Annotated in this window: 20 protein-coding genes and 3 tRNA genes; 11 read left to right on the forward strand and 12 right to left on the reverse strand. The window is 70.7% G+C overall.

What is annotated here, in order from left to right:
* Positions 1–282 precede the first annotated feature (282 nt).
* Positions 283–1320: a rod shape-determining protein gene (locus ACIF9R_RS26100; protein WP_399984661.1), complete on the forward strand. Its 1038-nt coding sequence runs from the start codon at positions 283–285 to the stop codon at positions 1318–1320.
* Between the two features lie 70 nt (positions 1321–1390).
* Here the strand turns inward: ACIF9R_RS26100 and ACIF9R_RS26105 are convergent, their stop codons facing one another.
* Complete coding sequence (locus ACIF9R_RS26105) at positions 1391–2368, reverse strand: anti-sigma factor RsbA family regulatory protein (RefSeq protein ID WP_399984664.1); 978 nt, start codon at positions 2366–2368, stop codon at positions 1391–1393.
* Complete coding sequence (locus tag ACIF9R_RS26110; RefSeq protein WP_399984667.1) at positions 2365–2718, reverse strand: STAS domain-containing protein; 354 nt, start codon at positions 2716–2718, stop codon at positions 2365–2367. The genes ACIF9R_RS26105 and ACIF9R_RS26110 overlap by 4 nt, the downstream gene beginning before the upstream one ends.
* A 260-nt stretch (positions 2719–2978) precedes the next feature.
* Between ACIF9R_RS26110 and ACIF9R_RS26115 the strand changes: the two genes are divergently transcribed.
* The 3 genes from ACIF9R_RS26115 to ACIF9R_RS26125 all read left to right on the forward strand — a co-directional run bounded on the left by ACIF9R_RS26115 (position 2979) and on the right by ACIF9R_RS26125 (position 4390).
* Entirely contained in the window at positions 2979–3602 is a 624-nt protein-coding gene (locus ACIF9R_RS26115) for an ANTAR domain-containing protein (protein WP_399984873.1), read from the forward strand.
* A gap of 89 nt (positions 3603–3691) precedes the next feature.
* Positions 3692–3847 carry a hypothetical protein gene (locus ACIF9R_RS26120; RefSeq protein ID WP_399984670.1) on the forward strand — a complete coding sequence of 52 codons (156 nt, stop codon included), beginning with the start codon at positions 3692–3694 and terminating at the stop codon, positions 3845–3847.
* A gap of 12 nt (positions 3848–3859) precedes the next feature.
* The gene (locus ACIF9R_RS26125; RefSeq protein ID WP_399984673.1) at positions 3860–4390 is read left to right on the forward strand and encodes a hypothetical protein; all 531 of its coding nucleotides are present in this window, start codon (positions 3860–3862) and stop codon (positions 4388–4390) included.
* 413 nt (positions 4391–4803) lie between these two features.
* Here ACIF9R_RS26125 and ACIF9R_RS26130 read toward each other — a convergent pair whose 3' ends face one another.
* The 4 genes from ACIF9R_RS26130 to ACIF9R_RS26145 form a co-directional block, all read right to left on the reverse strand.
* Positions 4804–5142 (reverse strand): helix-turn-helix domain-containing protein, encoded by a 339-nt coding sequence (locus ACIF9R_RS26130; RefSeq protein ID WP_399984676.1) that lies wholly within the window; start codon positions 5140–5142, stop codon positions 4804–4806.
* On the reverse strand, positions 5139–5516 hold the full coding sequence (locus ACIF9R_RS26135) for a type II toxin-antitoxin system RelE/ParE family toxin (RefSeq protein WP_399984678.1): 378 nt from the start codon (positions 5514–5516) through the stop codon (positions 5139–5141). Before ACIF9R_RS26135 ends, ACIF9R_RS26130 begins: the two co-directional genes overlap by 4 nt.
* A gap of 1091 nt (positions 5517–6607) precedes the next feature.
* Positions 6608–7384, reverse strand: coding sequence for a hypothetical protein (locus ACIF9R_RS26140; protein ID WP_399984681.1), 777 nt, complete (start codon positions 7382–7384; stop codon positions 6608–6610).
* A gap of 227 nt (positions 7385–7611) precedes the next feature.
* Positions 7612–8052, reverse strand: a complete 441-nt coding sequence (locus ACIF9R_RS26145) for an ALF repeat-containing protein (protein ID WP_399984684.1) — start codon at positions 8050–8052, stop codon at positions 7612–7614.
* 426 nt (positions 8053–8478) lie between these two features.
* On the opposite strand from ACIF9R_RS26145, the gene ACIF9R_RS26150 reads away from it, so the two are divergent.
* From ACIF9R_RS26150 to ACIF9R_RS26160, 3 genes are all read left to right on the forward strand, one after another.
* Positions 8479–8736, forward strand: coding sequence for a type II toxin-antitoxin system VapB family antitoxin (locus ACIF9R_RS26150; RefSeq protein ID WP_399984687.1), 258 nt, complete (start codon positions 8479–8481; stop codon positions 8734–8736).
* Positions 8733–9146, forward strand: coding sequence for a PIN domain nuclease (locus ACIF9R_RS26155; RefSeq protein WP_399984690.1), 414 nt, complete (start codon positions 8733–8735; stop codon positions 9144–9146). Before ACIF9R_RS26150 ends, ACIF9R_RS26155 begins: the two co-directional genes overlap by 4 nt.
* Before the next feature lie 787 nt (positions 9147–9933).
* Positions 9934–11076 (forward strand): IS110 family transposase, encoded by a 1143-nt coding sequence (locus ACIF9R_RS26160; RefSeq protein ID WP_399984692.1) that lies wholly within the window; start codon positions 9934–9936, stop codon positions 11074–11076.
* Positions 11077–11181: 105 nt separating this feature from the next.
* On the opposite strand, the gene ACIF9R_RS26165 is transcribed toward ACIF9R_RS26160, so the two are convergent.
* The 3 genes from ACIF9R_RS26165 to ACIF9R_RS26175 form a co-directional block, all read right to left on the reverse strand.
* Positions 11182–11255 (reverse strand) — tRNA-Ile (locus ACIF9R_RS26165).
* A gap of 179 nt (positions 11256–11434) precedes the next feature.
* Positions 11435–11507: transfer RNA gene (locus ACIF9R_RS26170), tRNA-Asn, on the reverse strand.
* A gap of 5 nt (positions 11508–11512) precedes the next feature.
* Positions 11513–11585 (reverse strand) — tRNA-Asn (locus ACIF9R_RS26175).
* 167 nt (positions 11586–11752) lie between these two features.
* Here ACIF9R_RS26175 and ACIF9R_RS26180 point away from each other — a divergent pair.
* From ACIF9R_RS26180 to ACIF9R_RS26195, 4 genes are all read left to right on the forward strand, one after another.
* On the forward strand, positions 11753–12058 hold the full coding sequence (locus ACIF9R_RS26180; protein WP_399984695.1) for a YtxH domain-containing protein: 306 nt from the start codon (positions 11753–11755) through the stop codon (positions 12056–12058).
* A 74-nt stretch (positions 12059–12132) separates the two neighbouring features.
* Positions 12133–13584 (forward strand): FGGY family carbohydrate kinase, encoded by a 1452-nt coding sequence (locus ACIF9R_RS26185; RefSeq protein WP_399984697.1) that lies wholly within the window; start codon positions 12133–12135, stop codon positions 13582–13584.
* A gap of 142 nt (positions 13585–13726) precedes the next feature.
* Entirely contained in the window at positions 13727–15460 is a 1734-nt protein-coding gene (locus ACIF9R_RS26190; protein ID WP_399984700.1) for an ABC transporter ATP-binding protein, read from the forward strand.
* On the forward strand, positions 15460–17388 hold the full coding sequence (locus ACIF9R_RS26195; RefSeq protein ID WP_399984702.1) for an ABC transporter ATP-binding protein: 1929 nt from the start codon (positions 15460–15462) through the stop codon (positions 17386–17388). Before ACIF9R_RS26190 ends, ACIF9R_RS26195 begins: the two co-directional genes overlap by 1 nt.
* 99 nt (positions 17389–17487) lie before the next feature.
* Here the strand turns inward: ACIF9R_RS26195 and ACIF9R_RS26200 are convergent, their stop codons facing one another.
* The 3 genes from ACIF9R_RS26200 to ACIF9R_RS26210 all read right to left on the reverse strand — a co-directional run bounded on the left by ACIF9R_RS26200 (position 17488) and on the right by ACIF9R_RS26210 (position 22480).
* Entirely contained in the window at positions 17488–18840 is a 1353-nt protein-coding gene (locus tag ACIF9R_RS26200; protein WP_399984705.1) for a sigma-70 family RNA polymerase sigma factor, read from the reverse strand.
* A 116-nt stretch (positions 18841–18956) separates the two neighbouring features.
* Positions 18957–20885: a DNA primase gene (gene dnaG / locus ACIF9R_RS26205; RefSeq protein ID WP_399984708.1), complete on the reverse strand. Its 1929-nt coding sequence runs from the start codon at positions 20883–20885 to the stop codon at positions 18957–18959.
* A 329-nt stretch (positions 20886–21214) separates the two neighbouring features.
* Positions 21215–22480 carry an NAD(P)/FAD-dependent oxidoreductase gene (locus ACIF9R_RS26210; RefSeq protein WP_399984710.1) on the reverse strand — a complete coding sequence of 422 codons (1266 nt, stop codon included), beginning with the start codon at positions 22478–22480 and terminating at the stop codon, positions 21215–21217.
* Positions 22481–22560 lie beyond the last annotated feature (80 nt).

Consider the following 22560-nt stretch of genomic DNA (forward strand, 5'->3'; position numbering starts at 1 on the left):
GCCGCCAACTCGCCGTCCGTGCCCGCCGCCTGATCGACACCGGGGCCCTCACCCCCCGGGGGGGGGGGGGGGGGGGGGGGGGGCGCGGCCCCCCCCCCCCCCCCCCCCCCCCCCCCCGCGGCGGACGCGGACGGCCGGAGGGCCACCCGTGGGCGGGTGGGCCCCGTTCGGCGGCCCCCCACCCGGCCCCCCAGGAAAGGCGGGCGCCCCCGCCCGGCACGCACGATGCCAGAGAGGTCCGCCGCCCGGCGGGCCGTCGGGCCGCACTCGGGAGGGTCTGCCGTGACCGCAAGTCTGGAGCAGCTGCGCCGCTGCCACTTCGCCGTCGATCTGGGGGCGGCCCGCACCAGGGTGTACGTCAAGGGTGCCGGGATCGTCGTCGACCAGCCGTCCGTCGCCGCCGTGAACACCCGTACGGGCGCACTGATCGCGGTCGGCGAGTTCGCGGAGAAGATGACCGGCCGCACTCCGGGCTTCATCCGGGTCGTGCGGCCCGTGACCGGTGGCACGGTCGTCGACATCGAGATGGCGCAGCGCATGCTGCGGCAGCTGATCGGCGACCGGACCCGCCGCGCGCTGCGCCGCAAGCCCCGGCTGCGGGCCGCGGCCTGCACCCCGCACGACGCCGACCCGCTCGCCCAGCGCGCCGCGATCGAGACGCTGGTCGGTCTCGGTGCCCGCCGGGTGGAGCTGGTGGACACGCTGATCGTCGCCGCCGTCGGCTGCGGTCTGCCGGTGGAACAGCCCGAGGCGACCATGATCATGGTGTGCGGTGCGGCCGCGACCCAGGTGGCGGTGCTGTCGCTGGGGGCGATCGTGAAGGCGCAGCGCATTCCCGTCGGCGGTGAGGCGGTGGACAACGCGATCGTGCAGCACCTGCGTCATCATCACGAGCTGATGCTGCCGAGCCAGTCCGTACGGCCCCTGCAGCTCGCACTGTCCGGCAACGGGCTCACCGCGCAGGGCCCGGAGTCGACGGAGATCCACGGCCGGGACGTCGCCACCGGCCTGGCCCGGACTGTGACGGTCGACACGGCCGCCGTGCGGCAGGCCATCCAGACCCCCCTCACCGCCATCCTCGACGGCATCGGCAGGGTGCTGCGCGAGTGCCCGCCCGATCTCGTCGCCGACCTCGTCGACCGCGGCATCATGATGGTCGGCGGGAGCGCCCTGCTGCCGGGCCTGGACCAGTTGCTGCGTCAGGCCACGGGCATGCCGGTGCACATCGCCGAGCGCCCGGAACTGTGTGCCGTGGAGGGGCTGGGCGCGATGCTGGAGGGCAGGATCGCGCCGATGGTGCTGGATCCGCTGAGGGCCTGAGCCGCACGGGGCGCCTGAGCCGCACGGGGCGCCTGAGCCGCACGGGGCGCCTGAGCCGTGCGGGGCGCCGTCAGCGGGAGAACCAGCAGCGGATCGTGGTGCCCTCGTCGCCGGTGTGCACCCGTACCAGGTCGGCGAGCAGGTTGACCATCAGCAGCCCCCGCCCGCCGCGCTGGTCACGGGAGGCGGGCCGACGTCCGGCGAGCGGGTCGGTGAACCGCCCGCGGTCCCGGACCTCGCACAGCACCCGGCCCTCCTCGCCCCAGACCCGCAGCACCCCCGACCCCCCGCCGTGCAGCACGCTGTTGGTGGTCAGCTCGGCCGTGGCGAGCGCCAGGTCCTCCAGGGCGACACCGGTGAGGCCGAGCCGCCGTCCCTCGTCGGTGGCGGCGTACCGGGCACCGGGCAGCGAGTCGTCCACGAACGGGAAGGTCATGGCGTCCGCCACCAGCGGCAGCGGCTCGTTGCAGCGGGCGAGGACCGCGTCGGGGGCGTAGTGCTCGCTGGGCCGCCGCGAGCGGGAGCCGCCGGTGATGACGCTGGGGTGGGTGGCGTGGGCGTCCTCGATGACGTGCGCGGGCAGCCGCGCGGCGTCGTAGGGGCACAGAACGGTCGCCGTACGGCCCTGGAACGCCCTGTTGATCAGTGCCTCGTGCTGGACGCAGGCCGGGTACTCGCTCACGGAGCGGCCCGCCCAGATCGGCTCGCCGACGATCCGCACCCGGCGCCCGTCCGGGCAGGCGTCGGCGAAGGCGCGCAGCACGCCGGGGATGATCCGGCCGGGGTTGCGTCCGGCCTCCCGCATGTCCAGGAGCCGGAGCCGCTCCGCGTCGGCGCCGAGCGCGTCCCGGACCAGCCGCAGCCGGTCACCGGGCACGGCGACCGCCACGGGTTCGCCGGCCGCAAGGCCCTCGCGGACGAAAGGGACGACGCCGTCCAGGTACTCCTGGTCGTCCCCGTAGAACAGAGCGGGGTGGACGAAGGGATCGAAGGGATCGAAGGGATCGAAGGGGGGTTCCAGGGGCGCGCCGGCCGCGGTACTCCTCATGACATCGACACCTCGACCGCCCGCAGGCCGGGCCAGAACGTCTCCAGGACCCTGCGCAGAGCGGGCGGCGGCCGGCGCACCACGAGCCGGCGTCCGTCGCCGAGCCGCCCGGCGGCGGCCGCGAGCGCGCCGGCTCCCGCGACGTCGACGAACGTCACCTCGGACAGTTCCAGGTAGTACACGTCCTCACCTTCGCGCACGGCCTGCTCCAGTACGCCTTCCCAGATCGGGTGCGTGGCCAGACCGATCTCCCCGGCCGCGCGGATCCCCCGGCATCCCTCCAGCGGGCGCACCGTCAGGGACGGCCCCGGGCCTCCGGTTCCGTACGACGTCCGATGACTACTGCCCACGACCCGTCTCCCCACGCTCCCGGGAGCGCGCCTACCCGCACCGGTTCCCGGCCATTCCCCGCCGCGGTGTGTAGTACGCCGCAAGGTGGGCAGGCGCACCGGCAGCGCGGCCGGGACCGTGCGCAGCCTACCGCTCCGGTGCCGGCCGGACCCACCCCGAAGCCCCGGCGATGCCCCGCGCACCGACCAGGCGGTGACACGGCCTCCGCGGCATCACCCCTCTCCCGGGAAGGACGGACACCTTGGTCATCGGCGGTCGTATGGACGCGGACCGGGCGCTGCTCGCCCCGAGCGGCGAACTGGTCCGGGGCAGCGCCCAGGCCCTCTCCGAGAAACTGGACCAGCTGCCCTCCGGCACCGCCCGGATCGATCTGGACATGAGCGGCGTGTACTTCATGGACACGGCGGCGCTGGACTTCCTCGAGGTCCTGCGCGACCACGGCAGGCGGCGGTCGGTGCCGGTGACGGCCACCGGCTGGAACGGGCAGCCGCGCCGCATCCTGGAGCTGGCCGGCCTGGACACCACGGACCCGTTGCGTTCCCCCGCCCCGGAGGGCATACCGTCGCCGGTCGCCTCGGCGGTGGCGCGGGAGCGCGAGGAGCGGCTGCGGCTGCTCCAGGAGGAGGTCGAGCAGCTCCGGCAGGCGATCGCCTCCCGCCCGGTGATCGACCAGGCCCGCGGCATCCTGATGGCGACGTACGGCTGCACCTCGGACGAGGCCTGGCACATCCTGCGCGAGGCGTCCCAGCTGTCCAACACCAAACTCCGCGACGTCGCGGAGGCTCTCACCGCTTGCGCGGAGGCGGAGGGCACTCCCCCGCCCGAGGAGGTCCGCACCGCGCTGTCCCGGGCACTGGCCCGCCGCCCCGGACTCGGCGCGTAGGCCCGTATACCGGCCCGCCGCCCGGCAGGGTGAGTCCGCCCGCGCCGGGTACCCGCCGGGCACGACCGGCGCGATCAGGAGGCGGCACGATGAGCGACCACACTCCTTCCCAGGCCGAGGGCGACCGGGACGACGCCGAGTGGACCGTCCCCGACATCCCGCACACCACCCCCTCCCAGGCCGAGGGCGAACGCGACCCGGCGGACGCCACCGACCCGTCCGACGACAACGCGGAGCGGGGCTGAGATCCCCTTCGGATGCGGATACGCCTGGGTCCGGCTGACGGCCTCGACGACGAGCCGCGGTCCCGACCGGAGCGAGGGTTTCCCGGCCTCCGCGCGGGCAGCGGCGACTCCGGGGCTGTTCCCGTACGGGCCCGCCGCACCCACGTGCCGACCGCGACCGGCCGCGAACGCGCGGTCGAGGAGTTCACCGCCGCGGCCGGGGACGCCGAGCGCGCGCTCGGCGTCGACCACCCGACCACCCTCACCCACCGCGTCAATCTGAACTTCTGGCGCGGCCAGGCCGGCGAACCGGCCATGGCGCTCGCGGAGTTGGCCACACTCCAGCCCCGCATCGAGAGCGTGCTCGGCGCCGATCACCCCCGTGCGCTGCGGACCCGCCAGCAACGCGCCGAACTCCTGGAACTGCCGGGCGAAAACGACGCGGCGGCCACCCTGCTCACCTCGCTGCCGGCCGACATGATCCGCGTCCAGGGCAGCGATCACCCGCGTACACACGAGGTCGCGGAGGCGCTGGCCCGCTGCGGCGGGCGAAAGGCCCGTTGAGCCCTGCGCGGGCCCGCGGTCTGCCTGGTGGGGCGGGTGGGACTCGAACCCACGGCCGACGGATTATGAGTCCCTTGGGGATCTTGGCGACCCTTGCCGATCAACGCTCATCTTTGACGTTTCCCCAGGTCAGACGCGCTGATCAGTGTCAGTCCTGTGTGGTGCTTATCGATGTGTTTCTGTCCTTGTGGCCCCTCAATGGCCCCTGACGGTCTTCGAGGCCGACGCTTACCACAGCAACAGCCGCGTCCGCCCAGCTCAGCCGAGGGGCATGGAACCTTCGCACAGCGGAGTCCCTTACCGACGCGATGCTGCTCCATCCCAGGTACCGGGGTGGAGCATCACCCCTGACATCAAGAGGCGATCCTGCCCATCGGACTGCGCATGGCCTGGGTCTCAGCCTGTCGATCGCGTCAGCCGAGGACGTAGGTCTCATCACCGAAGTCAGCGACGATCTTCAGCTTGCCGCCGAGCGCCTTGACATAGGCAGCGAGGGTGTCGACCTCGCTGCGCTCCAGTTGACCCTTCTCGATGCGTGAGACGCGGGCCTGGGTGACACCCATGGCTTCGGCAACCTGGACCTGCGTGGTGTGCTGCCGCTTCCGCAACTCGGCGAGGCGGTGCACACGAGAGGCCAGGACCATCGCCTGAGCCCCCTTCTGGATCTGATCCTTTTCGGCATCGGTGAAGGCGAATTCCTCGGCCAGGTCTCCCCAGGAGACGGCCTGCGGGTCCTTGAGGTGATCAGTCATCGTGCCCCGTCCTCTCCATCGATTCGTTTCAGATGCTCCGCGTACGCCTGCTCCGCCTGGGGCACCGCGACGCGGTACCAGCCGGACCAGTTGCCCGCCTTGTCACCGCCCACCAGGATCACGGCCTGGCGGTCCGGATCGAACACGAACAGCAACCGCACTTCCGTGGCCCCTGCCGAGCCGGGGCGGAGTTCCTTGAGGTTCGACAGCACAGAGCCCTTGATCGTGTCCACCAGAGGCCGACCCAGCGCGGGACCTTCCTCCTGAAGGGCAGTGACAGCCTGGATGACCTGAATCAGGGTGTCGCGGTCAGTACGGCGCAGGCCGTGAAGCCACGAAAGAGCTGGCTCGACCACGACAATCTTCCAGGCCATACACGCGTCCCCCATCTGCACTTTATTACACTGACAGCATACACCACTGAGGTCATAATGGGAGTGGCTGCTGCGGTTCTCGCAGTCACCTCCGAGCTCGACGACACACCCCGAAGGCAAGAATCGTCCCCACGTTTGGCCGGGCAGTGCTGGAGTCCGTCGCGAGGGCCCGCGCGGAGAGCTTGTCCGCGAAGGAGTTGAGGCGCGGCTGGGGCTGGAACTGGGCCCGGCCTCGGCCCGGACCACCCCGACACGCTGACCACTCGCCACAATCTCGCACAGTGGAGGGCCGAGACAGGGGATGTGGCGGGCGCTGTCGTCGCTGAGGCAGAACTCTTCGGGCTGTTTCCTTGTCCCTCGGCCTGCGCACCGGACGTATCGGCATCCGCGCCGCCTCCGCTACTGGCCCGGTACTCGACTGGCCGCGCTGTGGACGGCAGCTCCATACCCACACACGCAAATGGGACAAACGAACCAGCCCGGAAACACCGCCGAGGTGGACACGTCGGCGCCGTCCTGGCCCCTGCTCGACCCCTGGATCTTGATATCGAGCCTTAGGACAGCCATCCCGGAAGTCGGCGACAACCTTGACCGCCTACTCCGCCGCAGGTCAGAGAGGTCGGAGGCCCCCCAACCAGCGCCGCACCCCAAAGACGTGAGCAGCGGATTCAGTCCGTTGAGCGAAAGTTGACGCTCCAACAGCCCACGAGGAACGTTTGCGCAAGTCAGGGCACTACTAAGGTGGGGCGGGTGGGACTCGAACCCACGGCCGACGGATTATGAGTCCTTTGAGGATCTTGGCGGTCCTTGCGTCTCTACGCCGATCCAAGGCGTTCTTGCAGGTGAGACGCGCTCTTCAGCGTTGGGATCAGCTGATCTTTGTCGGTCTGTTCCTGTCCTTGTGTCCTCAACGCGTCCTCACACGGCCATTTACGGGAGGTCTTCCCCGTGGGGTGCCTGCGGCCGGCGGTCCGCGCCCATGCGACGAGCCCGTTCTCGCGAGCCGACCGGAGCCCAATGCGGGCGGCGGATTCCGGGAGCCGCACACGTGGGAATCGTGCGCAGTGGGCAGAGCGCAGGGGCGGGCCCGATCAGTTGGCCGAGGTGTTCCGTGTCATCTCGGCTGCCTCGGTGATGGCGCGTTGTCTGAGAACGCCGAACAGTTGCATCGTGACGGCGGCCAGGACGTCGTTCCCGCCGACAGTCCGCCCGTCCCCGCGGCGGGTGGACAGGGCGAGGAGGGGGTCCTTGAGCAGCGGGGCCGGGGCCGGCTCGCCCGGCACCACCAGAGTGGCCGTCCCGAACCGCTTGACCCCGCCCTCGCGGACGGCCTTGGCCGCGTCCCGGGCCAGGGCCGTCAGGAACACGCTCGCGATTCCGTCCAGGTCACGGACCATCGCCGGGACCGCCCTCACCCCCCGGCTCCCCAGCAGCCTTCTCACCCCCGCCTCGAACCGGTGGGCGCCAGCCACACCACTCGGTGTACGCGCCCCGCGGCGCTCACGAAGAGACACGAGCGCACCATCGGCGTTGCGCACCTCGCCCATCAGGCCGTGGAAGGTCGGGCTGTGCAGATACCACGCCGATCCCACCTCCACCTCGACGTTCCGGTCGATCGCCGAGATGAGGTCCTTGGGAATCAGCCTCGTCCTGGCTTCCTCGGCCGCCGCGCTTCTCGCGCCGTCGATGATCTCCGTCAGCACGGTCCGCGTCACCGACGCGGCGGCCCACACGGCCGGCCGGGAGACGTGCAGCGAGGTCACGTCCCTGAACACCGCTTTGACGAGCTGAGGCTTGAACGGCAGGTCGGTCACGACGGAAGCGGTCTGCGGACCGCTGCGCTCGGTGCGTAGGAGTTGTGTGGTCATCGAAGAATGTGCTTTCTGCTGTCGGAGGTGTCAGTGGCCCATGCCGCACCAGGCGGCGAGAACACAGAGCTCTGCGGAGGGCGCCGAGCCGCCACAGGGCCTGCCGGGCGGGGCCGCCGGCACACAGAGGTGCAGGCGGCCCGGCCCGGATTCTCGGCGTTCCGGCGACCGGGCGTGAGGCAGGGGAGGCCACCCGGGCGACGCGCTGTGGTGCGGCGCCGTGCCGGTCAGGCCACCTGGTACCTGCCGGCTTCCAGGAAGTGGCGCAGTGCTTCGGGTGTGTCGTCGTCGAGGGCGGCGTTGGCTGCCGCGCGCAGGGCCGGGCTGATGGACGGGTCGGCGAGGACGCGGGCGATGGCGACGCGGTCGTCCTCGGCCTGGGCGATCCGGTAGCCGGTCTCCAGCCAGGCGCGCATCGCCTCGGGGTCGTTGGCGTCCAGGAGGGCGTTGGCTTCTCGTGTCACACGCCGGCCGCTGTCCGGGTCGGCGAGGATCCGGAGTATGGCCACCCTCTGGTCGTCGGCGTCCGGCTCGTCCGCGGACGAGGACACCGCGAGCGCCGTCACCGCGGTCGGTGCCGCCGTGGCGGCGAAGGACGGGGTGGCGAGCAGGAGGGCCGGGGCGAGGATGCCCGCGGCAATGCCGGGCGTTACGCGATGCAGTCGCAAGGGGAATGCTCCTCTTCGTTTGCTGCGGAGGTGAGTTGACGACGCCTCAGGGTGTTCACTTCGGTGATGCTGCCACCCGGGTCTGACAGCGGCACCTGCCCTCCTGCGGTTGCAGGGCACCGTCGCCGCGGACGTGGTCGGTGTTTCATGGCGGCACGCCTTCGGGAAGGGCGGCCTCGGGCGCGGCTCGTGGCTGTCGGGGCATGATCGAGGCGAGACGATTCCTGGGGGCGGTCGTGGTGTGGTCCGAGCGTGGCACCGGGCCGCGCTCGGCGCCGCCCTCACCGTGGCCGCGTACGGCATGTCCTTGCTGCTGGCCGGCAAGGACGCGTTGAGGCCAGGACCTCTGCTGCCTTCCACCGCGGACCATATACAAAAGATCTTGTATCTTGGTATACTCCAGTTGATATACACAGGAGGGCACCCATGAGTCGTACCGTGATCGACCTCGACGACGATGCCTTGGAAGAAGCGGCCAAGGAACTCGGCACCACCACCAAGCGCGAGACGATCAACACCGCCCTGCGGGAAGTCACGGCCCGTTACCGGCGTCTGCGCGCGCTCGACGAAGCCCGCGAGCTGGTGACCGACGGCGCGCTGGACATGGACCTTCTCCTGGACAAGAGCAAATACCGCCCCACGAGCACAGCCGACGCCGCCTCCGACACCGGAGCGCATGAGTGACCGTCGCCGATTACCTCATCGACACCTCCGCGCTCGCCCGCGTCCTGCTCCGCCAGAACACGACCGACTGGGATGACAGGATCGGCGCCGGCCTCGTCGCGATCTGCGACCTCACCGAACTCGAGGTCCTCTACTCAGCCCGTTCGGCCGCAGACCGTACGCGTGTGAAGGCGGCGCTCGACGCCCACTACGTCTGGTGCCCCATGCCGGACGGCGTCTACCGCCGCTCCCGCGTCGTCCAGGAACAGCTGACCGCCAAGGGTGAGCACCGCAGCGCGGGCCCCGTCGACCTCCTAGTGGCTGCCGCCGCCGAGGAAGCGGGGCTCACACTGCTCCACTACGACCGCGACTTCGACACCATCGCCCGCACCACGGGACAGCCGGTCCGCACGATCGACCTCAGGCAGTAGAGCCTCCACAGCCGCACAGTCGCCGATGAGGAACGGGGTCGCCCGCGGCAACGGCCTGACGACGACTCAGCCGAAGCCCGAGCGCACGAGCCACGGGAATGACTGGCCAACCAGGGAACTCACCCGCGGCCCGTACCGTTCGTCAACCTCGCTCGTGACCCCTTGCTCTCGGTCCCGGGTAGCCGAGGACGGGCACTTCGGATTGGTGCCAGGCAGCCATAGCACTGAGCCCGCACCGTGCACGCTGCCTTGAGGTGACCTCGAAGGCAGACTTCACGGTACCTGCGTCCTCACAGCGTCCTCAATGACGCCTCCGGCTCCTCGCTGAGGCCGCTCTTGGGCTCCTCCCCCACCACGCTCCGGCGCATTCACGCAGGTCAGCGCAATGCCTACCGCCACCCGCCGCCCGCCGTCGAACTCGCGAGCAGCGGATTCAGTCCGATGAGCCCGAGTTGACGTTCCGACACCTCAGAGGAGACGTTTCCGCAGGTCAGCAACGCGGCGCACCTTCGGTGCGCGCCGGGGGCGTGGTAAATCCCGTGGCGCGCGCCGAGGATGCTTCTGTCTGCCCTGACGTGGGCTGATACCGGTCCGGGACGCTGGAGGAGTTCGTTCCGGCCGAAACCGAGGTCTCTGTGATGCCCGCGAGCTCGCAGGTCAGCATGGTGCCGAGGGCCGTCCACGGGAACCGTGGAGTGTTGCTGTGAGCACGTGCGTCAGAATCCCTGATTCACCCTGGCCCTCCCGGAACGGCGTACCGCTCGGCCGTTGAGGGAGGGAGCGCGACATGGACGTACTGCACGAACGCTGCGCCGGTGTCGACATCAGCAAGAAGGACGCCAAAGCGTGCGTCCGCACCCCAAGCACGAAGCGGCGGGGGTCGTTCACCACCGAGACCACGACCTGGGGCTCGACGACGAACGCGGTGCTCGCCCTACGAGAACACCTGATCACCGCCGACGTCACCCTGGTAGTGATCGAGGCGACATCGGACTACTGGAAGCCCTTCTACTACCTGCTGGCCGACGAGTTGAACGTGATCCTGGTCAACGCGCGGCACGCCAAGAACCTGCCCGGCCGCAAGACGGACGTCTCGGACGCGGCCTGGCTGGCCCAGCTAGGCGCCCACGGCCTGGTCCGTGCCTCGTTCGTGCCCGACCAACCGGTACGCGAACTGCGGGACCTGACCCGCTCCCGCACCCAGATGACCCGCGAACGCGGCCAGATCGTCCAGCGCCTGGAGAAGCTGCTGGAGGACACCGGCATCAAACTGGCCGCAGTCGCATCCGACATCATGGGCGTCTCCGGCCGGGCCATGCTCGAAGACCTCATCGCCGGGGAACGCGACCCGCAACACCTCGCCCAGCTGGCCAAGCGCAAGCTCCGCAACAAGATCCCCGAACTCACCGAGGCGCTGACCGGACGCTTCCGCGAACACCACGCGTTCCTCACCCGGCTTCACCTGGACCACTACGACCAGCTCACCGACGCGATCCGGCAGCTCGATACGCGGATCGAAGAGTCGATGGCCCCCTTTCGTCCCGCCCTCGACCTCCTGGACACCATCCCCGGAATCAACCAGGCCGTCGCCGAGGTGATCATTGCGGAGACCGGCGGCGACATGAGCCGGTTCGCCTCCGCCAAGCACCTCGCCTCCTGGTCCGGCGTCTGTCCCGGCCATCACGAGTCCGCCGGCCGCACCAAGAGCGCCAAGGTCCGCCCCGGCAACCCCTACCTCAAAGGCGCCCTCGGCCTCGCCGCTTTCGGCGCGGTGAGAACCAAGGACACCTACCTGCAGGCCCGCTACAAACGACTGGGCGGCACCTACTTCGCCCAGCGCGACCCCGAACGCGCCACCCGCCGCGCGGTCAACGCGCTCAACCAGCTCGGCTACACCGTCACCCTCAACCCGATGCAAGGCACGGCCTGACCAGCCAGAGCCAGGACACCCGGCGACCGCCACGGCCACCGGGCACTCAGACCTGCCCACACCCACCCTGACCTGCTGCTATTTACGCGTCAGAAGCCTGCGCAGTGGGGCGGGTGGGACTCGAACCCACGGCCGACGGATTATGAGTCCGCTGCTCTAACCGGCTGAGCTACCGCCCCATCACGGCGTGTCGCGTACATGTGTGCGCGCCGTCTGCCGCAGCATAGCCGCTCATACGATCTCCTGCTTCGGGTGGTCGGCTGCGTACGGCTGCCTCGTGACCATGGAGACTTCGCCGAGGCCCGCGCGGTTCCCCCGGACATGAAAAAGGACCCCTGAGGGGTCCTTGTTCAGCATGCTCCCCCGACTGGACTCGAACCAGTAACCTGCCGGTTAACAGCCGGCTGCTCTGCCAATTGAGCTACAGGGGACCGAGCTCCCCCGACTGGACTCGAACCAGTAACCTGCCGGTTAACAGCCGGCTGCTCTGCCAATTGAGCTACGGAGGAATGCCTCGTTGCATCGAACGCATCCACCTGGGTATCCGCCAGGGGGCGCGCGCTCGCTGCGACACATACATTAGCGCAAGCAGGGGGGTGCTCCGCCAATCGGTACTCCTCGGCGCTGTCGCCGCACCGGAGACCTGAGCAGACCAGAACAACGGAAGGTGGCCGCCATGCGTTACCGGCTCACGTTCGTCGCCGGAGCCGTCCTGGGTTACGTGCTGGGCACGAAAGCCGGGCGGGAGCGTTACGAGCAGATGAGGAGGTCCGCGCAGCAGTTCACACAGAATCCCGCGGTCCGCAACACGGCGGAGAGCGCGGGCCGGCAGGGCCGCGAGTTCGCCGACAAGGCCTACCAGGCGGTGAGCCACAAGGTCGGCGACCGCATGCCCGACTCCGTCGCCCAGCGGGTCTCCGCCCTCCGCGAGCGTACGAACCACCGCCCGGCGGAGGACGACTGGGGCACCAGTAACACCTAGCAGCGGTACCCGGCCGTCACTCCAACGGCGCCCGCACCCGCACCCCGAGGGGTGCGTGCGGCAAAATTGCGCGCATGGGGATAGTCGCCGGGCTGGACAGTGCGCCCGATTTCACTCGCATCGTCGTCTGTGACGCGGACACCGGAGCCGTGGTCAGGCAGGGCTACGCCCCGCATCCGGTGCAGGGTCCCGGCGGCGGCCGTCCGTCCGACATCGACCCGCAGGCCTGGCTGCTGTCCCTGGGCGAGGCCGCTGGTGGCGGACTGCTGGAGGGTGTGCAGGCCATCGGCGTGTCCGCGCAGGCCAACGCGCTGGTGCCGCTGGACGCGCAGGGCAACACCGTGCGGCCCGCGATGACCGGCGGGGACAAGCGCGCCCAGGTCGCGGCGGCCGATCTGATCGACGCGCTGGGCGGCCGCGAGGCCTGGGCGCAGGCCGTCGGCAGCGTGCCGGGGGCCGCGCAGCCGGTGACCAAGCTGCGCTGGATGGCCCGCAGCGAACCGGAGAACGCGGCGCGCACCGCCATCCTGCTGCAGGCGCACGACTGGCTGGTGTGGCAGCTGCTCGGCCGGCCGGTACGGCGGACCACCGACCGGGGTGGCGCGTCCGGCACCGGCTACTGGGCGGCGGCCACCGGCGGTTACCGGCCCGACCTGGTGGAGATGGCGCTCGGCCGCCAGGCGATGCTGCCCGAGGTGATCGGCCCGGCGGACGCGGCCGGTACGACGCCTGAAGGGCTGCTGATCTCCGCCGGTACGGGCGAGACGCAGGCGGCGGCCTTCGGGCTGGGGATCGGTCTCGGCGACGCCGTGGTGTCGCTCGGCGCGTCCGGGTCCGTGATGGCCGTGCATCCCGAGGCGCTCGTCGACCAGTACGGAATGATCACCTCGCTGGCCGACGCGACCGGTATGCACTTGCCCGTCGTCACCACCCTCAACGCCGTACGGGCCCTGCGCGGGACCGCGGAGCTGCTGGGGCTACCCGATCTGGAGAGCCTGTCCGAGCTGGCGATGAAGTCGACGCCGGGCTCCCACGGGCTGGTGCTGCTCCCCTATCTGGAGGGCGAGCGCACCCCGAACCTGCCGCACACCGCCGGGACGCTGGCGGGGCTGCGGCGCGAGTCGATGAAGGCGGAGCATCTGGCGCGGGCCGCGTTCGAGGGGATGCTGTGCGGCCTCGCGGACGCGCTGGACGTGCTGCGCGGCCGGGGCGTGGACGTGCGGCGGGTCTTCCTGCTGGGGTCGGCCGCCGAGCTGCCCGCCGTGCAGTCGGCGGCGCCCTCGCTGTTCGGGGCGCAGGTGGTGGTGCCGCAGCCGGCGGACTACGCGGCGATCGGCGCCGCCCGGCAGGCGGCATGGGCGCTCGGTGTGTCGCAGGGCACCCTCGATCCGCGGAACCCGCCCGTCTGGCAGGGCGCCGTGGCCCAGGTGCTGGACCCCGGCGAGGAGCTGGCGGTGGGACAGGCGGTGCGCCAGCAGTACGTGACGGTGCGCGAGCAGACCCACCCGGGGGCGTTCCGGCCGTAGGGGCTGTCGCCGGACTCCCGTCCGCGCTTTCACCCCCGGCAGGGCGCGTATTAATTCGCTTGAGGTAACGCGGGTGGAGTGTTCGACGATAGGGGCCACGGGCAACCGAACCGCCCCCCGCCGACCACCCGAGAGATCCCACGTGCTCATACGACTCCTGCGGACCTACCTCAGGCCCTACAAGAGACCCCTCGCCCTTCTGGTGCTGCTGCAGTTCCTGCAGACCTGCGCCTCGCTCTACCTGCCCACACTCAACGCGGACATCATCGACAACGGTGTCGTCGAGGGGAACACCGGCTACATCCTGGGGCACGGCGCCCTGATGATCGGCATCTCGCTGGTCCAGGTCGTCTGCAATGTGGGGGCCGTGTACGTCGGCGCCCGGACCGCGGCGGCCCTGGGGCGGGACGTGCGCGCCGCCGTCTTCGACCGCGTGCAGTCGTTCTCCGCGCGTGAGGTGGGTCACTTCGGGGCGCCCTCGCTGATCACCCGTACGACGAACGACGTCCAGCAGGTGCACATGCTGGCCCTGATGACGTTCACCCTGATGGTGACGGCACCGATCATGTGTGTGGGCGGCATCGTGATGGCGCTCGGACTGGACGTCCCGCTGTCCGGGGTGCTGGTCGGGGTCGTGCCGGTGCTGGCGATCTGCGTGACGCTGATCGTACGGAGGCTGCGTCCGCTGTTCCGGACCATGCAGCAGCGGCTCGACACGGTGAACCGGGTGCTGCGCGAGCAGATCACCGGCAACCGGGTGATCCGCGCCTTCGTGCGGGACGCGTACGAGCAGCGGCGGTTCAGGAAGTCCAACACCGAACTGACCGACGTCTCGCTGGGCGCGGGCCATCTGCTCGCGCTGATGTTCCCGGTGGTCATGACGGTGGTGAACCTGTCGTCGATCGCGGTGGTGTGGTTCGGCGCGCACCGGATCGACAGCGGCGGGATGCAGATCGGTGATCTGACGGCGTTCCTCGCCTATCTGATGCAGATCGTCATGTCCGTGATGATGGCCACCTTCATGTTCATGCAGATGCCGCGCGCCGAGGTGTGCGCCGAGCGCATCCGCGAGGTGCTGGACACCTCCTCCAGCGTGGTGCCGCCCGTCGCGCCCGTCACCGAACTGCGCCGGCACGGGCATCTGGAGATCAGGGGCGCGGGCTTCCGCTATCCGGGCGCCGAGGAGCCGGTGCTCAGGGAGGTCTCGCTGGAGGCGCGGCCCGGCGAGGTCACCGCCGTGATCGGTTCGACCGGCAGCGGCAAGTCCACGCTGCTCGGGCTGGTCCCCCGGCTGTTCGACGCGACCGGCGGCGACGTCCTCGTCGACGGAGTGCCGGTGGCGGACGTCGAACCGCGGCTGCTGGCGAGGACGGTCGGTCTGGTGCCGCAGAAGCCGTACCTGTTCGCCGGCACGGTGGCGACCAATCTGCGCTACGGCAATCCCGACGCCACCGACGAGGAACTGTGGCACGCACTGGAGGTGGCGCAGGGCAAGGACTTCGTGGAGCGGCTGGAAGGCGGCCTCGACGCCCCCGTCGCCCAGGGCGGGACCAACGTCTCCGGCGGTCAGCGCCAGCGCCTCGCGATCGCCCGCACGCTGGTGCAGCGGCCGGAGATCTACCTCTTCGACGACTCCTTCTCCGCCCTGGACTACGCCACCGACGCGGCCCTGCGGGCGGCTCTCGCCCGGGAGACGGCCGAGGCGACCGTGGTGATCGTCGCCCAGCGGGTGGCGACCATCAGGGACGCCGACCGGATCGTGGTCCTGGACGAGGGCCGGGTCGTCGGCACGGGCCGGCACCACGAGCTGATGGCGGACAACGAGACCTACCGGGAGATCGTGCTCTCCCAGCTGACGGAAGCGGAGGCCGCCTGATGGCCGGGCCCGGAGGACGGATGATGGCCGGGGGCGGCCCCGACCAGCGCTCGATCGACTTCAAGGGGTCGGGCAAACGGCTGATCGCCCGGTTCGGACCGGAACGCCTGACGATCTACGGGCTGCTGGCCTGTGTCGTCCTGAGCGTGGGGCTCAGCGTGATCGGGCCGAAGATCCTCGGCGAGGCCACCGACCTGGTCTTCGCCGGCATCGTCGGACGCGACATGCCGGAGGGCGCCACCAAGGAACAGGTGCTCGACTCCATGCGGGAGCGGGGCGAGGGCGATGTCGCCGACATGCTCCGCAGCACCGACTTCACCCCCGGCGAGGGCATCGACTTCACGGCGGTGGGTCACGTCCTGCTGTTCGCCCTGGCGGTGTTCCTGTTCGCCGGTCTGCTGATGGCCGTGGCGACCCGGCTGGTGAACCGGGCCGTCAACCGCACCATGTTCCGGATGCGCGAGGACGTGCAGACGAAGCTGTCGCGGCTGCCGCTGTCGTACTTCGACCGGCGGCAGCGCGGTGAGGTGCTCAGCCGGGCCACCAACGACATCGACAACATCGGGCAGACGCTCCAGCAGTCGATGGGCCAGCTGATCAACTCGCTGCTCACGGTCCTCGGTGTGCTCGCGATGATGTTCTACGTCTCGTGGATCCTGGCGCTGGTCGCACTGGTGACGGTGCCGCTGTCGTTCGTCGTCGCCACGCGCGTCGGCAAGCGGTCGCAGCCGCACTTCGTGCAGCAGTGGCGGAGCACCGGCACGCTCAACGCGCACATCGAGGAGATGTACACCGGGCACACCCTGGTGAAGGTGTTCGGACGGCAGGACGAGTCGGCGACGCGGTTCGCCGAGGAGAACGACGCGCTCTACGAGGCCGCGTTCCGGGCGCAGTTCAACAGCGGCATGATGCAGCCGCTGATGTTCTTCGTGTCGAACATCAACTATGTGCTGGTGGCGGTCGTCGGCGGCCTGCGGGTCGCGTCGGGCACCCTGTCCATCGGTGACGTGCAGGCGTTCATCCAGTACTCCCGGCAGTTCTCGATGCCGCTGACACAGCTCGCGTCGATGGCGAACCTGGTGCAGTCCGGTGTCGCCTCGGCCGAGCGGGTCTTCGAACTGCTGGACGCCGAGGAGCAGGAGGCCGACCCCACCCCGGCCGAGAAGCCGGAGCGGCTGCGCGGACGGGTGGCGCTGGAGCATGTGTCGTTCCGGTACGACCCCGAGAAGCCGCTGATCGAGGACCTGTCGCTGACGGTGGAACCGGGCCACACGGTGGCCATCGTCGGTCCGACGGGCGCCGGCAAGACGACACTCGTCAATCTGCTGATGCGGTTCTACGAGGTGTCCGGCGGGCGGATCACGCTCGACGGGGTGGACATCGCCCGGATGTCCCGGGACGAACTGCGCGCCGGAATAGGCATGGTGCTCCAGGACACCTGGCTGTTCGGCGGCACCATCGCGGAGAACATCGCGTACGGGGCGTCCCGCGAGGTCACCCGGGAGGAGATCGAGGAGGCGGCACGGGCGGCACACGCCGACCGGTTCGTCCGCACCCTGCCCGACGGGTACGACACCGTGATCGACGACGAGGGCAGCGGGGTGAGCGCGGGTGAGAAGCAGCTGATCACCATCGCGCGGGCGTTCCTGTCGGACCCGGTGATCCTCGTCCTGGACGAGGCGACGAGTTCCGTGGACACGCGTACGGAGGTGCTGATCCAGCGGGCGATGGCGCGGCTGGCGCACGGGCGTACGTCGTTCGTGATCGCGCACCGGCTGTCGACGATCCGGGACGCGGACACGATCCTGGTCATGGAGGACGGGGCGATCGTGGAACAGGGCGCACACGGGGAGCTGCTGGCGGCGGACGGCGCGTACGCCCGCCTCTACAAGGCGCAGTTCGCGGAGGCGGTGGCGGTGGTCGACTGACGTGGAGGGGCTGATGTCAGCCCTTCCGGCGTTTGAGGAGCGGGGTCTGGGGCGGAGCCCCAGGGTCGGGACGGGAAGGGGCGGCGGGGGCGGGGAAACTCAGTCCAGATACCCCCGCAGCTGATCGGCAAAGGCATGGTCCCGCAGCTTGTTCAGCGTCTTGGACTCGATCTGCCGTATCCGCTCCCGCGTCACACCGAAGATCCGCCCGATCTCCTCCAGCGTCCGCGGCCGCCCGTCGATCAGCCCGTAGCGCAGCTGCACGACCTTCCGCTCCCGCTCGCCCAGCGTGGACAGCACCGCCTCCAGATGCTCCCGGAGCAGCAGAAACGCCGCCGACTCGACAGGGCTCGCCGCGTCCCCGTCCTCGATCAGGTCACCGAGCGCGACATCGTCCTCCTCCCCCACCGGCGCGTGCAACGACACCGGCTCCTGCGCCAGCCGTAACACCTCCCCCACCCGTTCGGGCGGCAGATCCAGGTGCGCGGCGACCTCTCCCGGCGTCGGCTCGTACCCGCGCTCCTGGAGCATCCGGCGCTGCACCCGCACCACGCGGTTGATGAGCTCGACCACATGCACGGGCACCCGGATCGTGCGGGCCTGATCGGCCAGCGCCCGGGACATGGCCTGGCGGATCCACCAGGTGGCGTACGTGGAGAACTTGTAGCCGCGCGCGTAGTCGAACTTCTCGACCGCCCGGATCAGCCCGAGGTTGCCCTCCTGGACCAGGTCCAGCATGGTCAGCCCCCGGCCCACGTACCGCTTGGCGACGGAGACGACGAGCCGCAGATTCGCCTCGATCAGCCGCCGCTTGGCCATCCGGCCCATGACGACGAGCCGGTCCAGGTCATGGGCAAGACTGCTGTCCAGGTCGGGGGCGCGGCGCAGCTTCTCCTCGGCGAAGAGTCCCGCCTCGACGCGACGGGCGAGCTCGACCTCCTCGGCGGCGGTGAGCAGCGGGATGCGGCCGATCTCCCGCAGATACTGGCGGAACAGGTCCGAGGACGGGCTCCCGCTCTCGGTGCGCACGGGCGCCGGCGTCTCCACAGGGTCGGCGGGCTCGACCGGATCGGCGGGCTCGGCGGACTCGACCGGCTCGACGGACCCGACGGACCCGACGGACCCGACGGACCCGACGGGATCAACCGGATCGGCGGGCTCGGCGCGCTCGCCGGACGCTCCGCCGGGTTCGGGCGGCGTCCCGGGGTGGTGCGCGACACGGCCCCGCGGAGGCACGGCGACGAGCACGTCCGCGTCGGGCTGGGTGAGGGTCTGGGTCTGGGTCTGCACGGGGGCGACCTCCAGGATGATCGCTGCCGGGGGGTGGGGCAGCGCTGCTTCGGGGGCGGAGTCGGCGGCCTCGCCGCTGTCCGTCCCGTACGCGATGAACGGAACCGCGGATGTCCGGGACCCGTCGGTGACGGATCGGCCGCGCTCCGAGGACTCAGGCACCGCCACCCAGTGTGGAGTACGGCACATCGTCCCCACGAGGGGCGTGCGGTGACTTTTTGCGTCCGGTCGGTGACCCGGCGGTTACTGCGGCCGGGTCCGCGCCGCCCCGGCGGGCCTCACAGCGCCGCCGCTCCGTGCGTGCGCAGCGTCTGGTCGTACTGCTGGAGCACCCACAACTCGTTCTGCACGGAGGCCAGTTCAGCCGGGTCCCCGTGGGCGCCGAGGCGGGTGAGGCGGCCGGTGATGTCCCGGATGCGGCGCTCGACCGCACGGCGGCGGACCGTGACCAACTGGGCGCCCGCGTAGGTCTCGTCGACCTCCTTGACGCCCCGGTGCAGCATGATCGCCTCGACGGCGAGTTCGGTGACCATGGCGCGGACCGCGTCGTCGGGGGCGGCCTCGCGCACCCGGATCAGATACTCCTGCGGATCCTGGACGCCGTGCTCCGCGCCGCCCGCGTCCATGATCGCCTGGCGTACGGCGGCGTAGGGCGCGGCGGTGAACTCGTCGACGCCGTACGCGTCGAAGGCCGGGGAGACCAGTTCCGGGCGCTGGAGGGCGAGTTTGAGCAGTTCGCGTTCCGTGGCGAAGACCGCGTTGCGGAGGTTGAGGGCGGGGCCGCGCGGGCCGGTCCCGCCGGGCGCGTGCTGCTGCCGCGGTCCCGCGCCGCCGGGCTGCTGCCGGTCGGGGGCGGGGCCCTTGCCGCCCCGGTCGCGGGCCCAGCGGGCCAGCTGGGCGACCCGTTTGACGACGAACTGGGTGTCGAGGATGCCGAGCATCCCGGCGAGCTGGACGGCGACCTCGTGCTGGGCGCCGCTGTTCTTGATGCGCGCCACGATCGGGGCGGCCTCGTCGAGGGCGCCGGCCCGGCCGGCCGGGGTGTCCAGGTCGTACCGGCCGACGATCTGACGGAGGGCGAACTCGAAGAGCGGGGTGCGGGGTTCGGCCAGCTCGGCCACGGCCTCGTCGCCCTTGGCCAGGCGCAGGTCGCACGGGTCCATGCCGTCGGGGGCGATGGCGATGTAGGTCTCGGCGGCGAACTTCTGGTCGTCCTCGAAGGCCCGCAGGGCCGCCTTCTGGCCCGCCGCGTCACCGTCGAAGGTGAAGATCACCCGCGCGCTGCCGTTGTCCATGAGGAGCCGGCGCAGGATCTTGATGTGGTCGCCGCCGAAGGCGGTGCCGCAGGTGGCGATGGCGGTCGTGACGCCCGCGAGGTGGCAGGCCATGACATCGGTGTAGCCCTCGACGACGACCGCGCGGGACGCCTTCGCGATGTCCTTCTTGGCCAGGTCGATGCCGTAGAGGACCTGGGACTTCTTGTAGATCGCCGTCTCGGGGGTGTTGAGGTACTTGGGGCCGTTGTCCGCCTCGTAGAGCTTGCGGGCGCCGAAGCCGACGACCTCCCCGCCGATGTCGCGGATGGGCCACATCAGCCGGCCGCGGAAGCGGTCGATGGGGCCGCGGCGGCCCTCCTGGGACAGACCGGAGAGGACGAGCTCCTTGTCGCTGAAGCCCTTGCCGCGCAGGAAGCGGGTGAGGTGGTCCCAGCCCTGAGGGCTGTAGCCGACACCGAAGTGGACGGCCGCGGCCTGGTCGAAGCCCCGGTCGGCGAGGAAGATCCGGCCGGTGTCCGCCTCGGGGGAGGTCGCGAGCTGTTCCGCGTACCACTCGGCGGCGATCTTGTGGGCCTCGACCAGGCGGATGCGCTCACCGCGCTGGTGGGCGGGGTTGTACCCGCCCTCCTCGTAGCGCAGGGTGATGCCCGCCTGTCCGGCGAGACGCTCGACCGCCTCCGAGAAGGAGAGGTGGTCGATCTTCATCACGAACGTGATGGTGTCGCCGCCCTCCTGGCAGCCGAAGCAGTGGAAGAACCCCTTGCTCGGGCTGACCTGGAAGGACGGCGACTTCTCGTCGTGGAAGGGGCAGAGACCCTTGAGGTTCCCGCCGCCCGCGTTGCGCAGCTGGAGATACTCGGACACCACGGCGTCGATCGGAACCGCGTCCCGAACCGCCTTCACGTCCTCGTCATTGATCCGCCCAGCCACGCGTCGATTCTACGGGTGCGCTCTGACATCCCCGGCCGGAGCGGGAGCGCCCGGTGACGCTCCCGCTCCCGCGCTGCGACGCATGCCGGCGGACGCCCAGGGGGTGTCCGCCGGATCGGATCAGGCCGGGGCGCCCGGCGGGATCCGTCCAGCACGCCCCCCGTCCCGGCGTGATCCGGCGGACGCCCCACGTCCCGGCGGGACCCGTCCAGCACCCCCGTCCCGGCGGGACCCGTCCAGCACCCCCGTCCCCGCGGGATCCATCCAGCACCCCCGTCCCCGCGGGATCCGTCCAGCACCCCCGTCCCGGCGTGACCCGGCGGACGCCCCTAAGCGCCCACGCTCTCCAGCGGCACGCGCGGATCCGCCAGCGCCTCCGTGTCCACCCGCGCCCGGGACCGGATCAGCCGCTGGATGGGGTCCGTGACGTCCCACACGTTCACGTTCATCCCCGCGAGGACGCGCCCCTCCTTCACCCAGAAGGCGATGAACTCCCGCTTCCCCGCGTCGCCCCGGATGACCACCTGGTCGTACGATCCCGGCGGCGCCCATCCCGAGTACTCCATCCCCAGGTCGTACTGGTCGCTGAAGAAGTAGGGAACGCGGTCGTAGGTCTCCTCCCGGCCCAGCATGGAGCGCGCTGCCGCCGGCCCGCCGTTCAGCGCGTTGGCCCAGTGCTCCACCCGCAGCCGCGTGCCGAAGAGACCGTGCGGGAAGGACGCGACGTCCCCGGCCGCGTAGATGTGCGGGTCGGACGAACGCAGCCGCTCGTCGACGAGGACACCCCCGCCGTCCGCGCGGTCGGCGAGTTCCAGGCCCGCCGCCTCCGCGAGGGAGACCCGCGGGGCCGCGCCGATCGCCGCCAGGACGGCGTGCGCCGGGTGCTCCTCGCCGTCGTCGGTACGGGCGGCGAGCACCATGCCGTCCTGCCCGGTGATCTCGGTGAGCGTGGCACCGAAGTGGAAGCGCACCCCGTGCTCGCGGTGCAGGTCGGCGAAGAGCTGGCCGAGTTCGGGGCCGAGGACCGAGTGCAGCGGGGTCTGCCTCCGGTGGACGACGGTGACCTCCGCGCCGTAGTGACGCGCCGCCGCCGCGATCTCCAGGCCGATCCAGCCGGCCCCGGCGATCACCAGATGGCCGTTGTCCCGGCCGAGGGAGGAGAGCACACCCTTGAGGCGCTCGGAGTGGGCGAGGCGCCGCAGGTGGTGGACGCCCGCGAGGCCCGTGCCCGGGATGTCCAGGCGGCGCGGCTCGGCGCCGGTGGCGAGCAGCAGCTTGTCGTAGCGGACGGTCGTGCCGTCGTCGCCGAAGCGGACGGTCCTCGCGGCACGGTCGATGGCGTCGACGGTCTGGCCGAGGTGCAGCTCGATGTCGTGGCGCGCGTACCAGGCCGGCTCGTGCACGAAGACGCTGTCGCGTTCCTCCTTGCCGAGGAGGTAGCCCTTGGACAGGGGCGGACGCTCGTACGGGTGGTCACGTTCGTCACAGATCAGTATCACCCGGCCGGTGAAGCCCTCCGTTCTCAGCGTCTCGGCCGCCTTGGCGCCGGCCAGTCCGCCTCCGACGATGACGAAAGTCTGATCCGCGTCGACCACGTGATGCCTCCTCTTGAGGGTGTTGCCACTTGTGAGCGTCCCGCACGCGGAATGATGCCGTAAGGGGGAGCGCGTTGATC

The organism is Streptomyces sp. NPDC086080 (assembly GCF_044540255.1).
Lineage (GTDB): Bacteria > Actinomycetota > Actinomycetes > Streptomycetales > Streptomycetaceae > Streptomyces.